The sequence below is a fragment of the Roseobacter weihaiensis genome, from assembly GCF_020622345.1.
GTDB classification, from domain to species: Bacteria; Pseudomonadota; Alphaproteobacteria; order Rhodobacterales; family Rhodobacteraceae; genus Roseobacter; species Roseobacter weihaiensis.
Genome location: NZ_JACNMO010000070.1, coordinates 1 through 1,566, shown reverse-complemented (window position 1 = coordinate 1,566; position 1,566 = coordinate 1). Strand labels below are relative to the sequence as shown.

Sequence of the window (1,566 nt, the reverse complement as noted above, 5' to 3'; positions counted from 1 at the left end):
GCTCTTGGGCGACATCAATTCCAACGTAGCGTTTCATGGTATCTCTCCTCTGGCTGAATGGTTTCAACATCGACTTTAACGACGTTCGAAACCTCCCAAGCCGGATTCGCCGCAGATACGCCATGTCTGCTATTGCAGAGAAAACTCTTCTGATCGCCCTATAACATGTTGAACAAAGACAATTTCAATGGCCTGCTTTTATGTACGCGACTTCCATTCTTAAGAACCGTGATTTTGCGGGGCTCCTGCTGGCGAATACGATCCTCGGCGCGGCGTTTCCGGTCCAGCTAATATTGGGCGGCCTGGCCGGGCTGATGTTGGCACCCGACCCGACGCTCGCAACACTGCCTTCTTCCGTGCAGACACTGGCGGGTATGGTTGCCGCAGCGCCGTTCTCGCTCCTGATGGGGCGGCTAGGTCGACGGGTTGGCTTCGCGCTCGGCGGTTTGATGACACTTCTGGGAGCCATTACCGCCACGCTCGCAGTCTATTCTCAAGACTTCGCCCTACTGTGTGCCGCGCATTTTCTGATGGGGTCGGGATGGGCGTCGTTCCAGTACTTTCGCTTCGCTGCCGGAGAAGTCGTCAAACCGAACTGGCGACCAGTAGCCATCTCGCTGATGCTGAGCTCCTTATTGGTCGCGGCGATTGCTGGACCGCAGGTATTCATCATCGCACGGGATGCGCTCGCCCCGGTCCCCTTTGCAGGGGCTTACGCGGCAACCGGGCTGATTGCGTTGCTTGGTCTTGTTCCCCTTGCTGCCGTCCGAATGCCCCGGCCTACCAGTGATACAACCGGTAGGCCGACGCGGAAGTTCGCGGCCCTTGCCGCGCTCCGTCGTCCGGCAATCAGACAGGCGATTGGCGTCGCGGCTGTTTCACAGGGCGTCATGGTGTTTCTCATGATCCCAACGCCGATCGCAATGGTCGGATGCGGGTTCAGCGAGGCAACCGCCAGTGATGTCGTGCGTTGGCACATTGTCGCGATGTTTGCCCCGAGCTTCTTCACTGGCTTTCTGATCAAGCGGTTTGGCGCGCGTAGAATTGCCGTCACCGGACTTGTAATCATTATTGCGGCGGCAGTTGCTGCTGCGCTCGGCTTGTCGGCCATGCACTTTTATGGATCACTGATCATTCTAGGCATTGGGTGGAACTTTGGGTTCGTCGGAGGCACAGCAATGCTCGACGCGGCTGTGTCGGACAGCGAGAAGGCTGCTGTTCAAGGTGCCAACGACACCATCATTGCGTTTGTTTCCACCGTCTGCGCCTTCGCCTCCGGGTTCGTGGTTTCAAGTATCGGATGGGAGGTTCTGGCTATGATTTCAGGTGGAGTGGTTGTAGCGGCAATTGCCTTGCTGATTTCAGATCAGATCAGATCAGCGAAAACCTAGAAGATCGCAGCAGTGTTTCTCGTCAGTTGGCCCCGCGTTCTAAAAGCAGACATGGCGTATCTGCTGAGCGCTCGGCTTCAAGGGCATTGAGAACGGCTAATGTCGATCTCAGAAACCTTGAGCTGAAGGAGAGACGACCATGAAAAACTACATTGGTTTAGACGTATCGCAGACC

Annotated in this window: 1 protein-coding gene; it reads left to right on the top strand. The window is 56.3% G+C overall.

Annotated elements, in window-relative coordinates:
- The first annotated feature begins 200 nt into the window (after positions 1-200).
- Positions 201-1,391 carry an MFS transporter gene (locus tag H7847_RS26525; protein WP_227272715.1) on the top strand — a complete coding sequence of 397 codons (1,191 nt, stop codon included), beginning with the start codon at positions 201-203 and terminating at the stop codon, positions 1,389-1,391.
- Positions 1,392-1,566 lie beyond the last annotated feature (175 nt).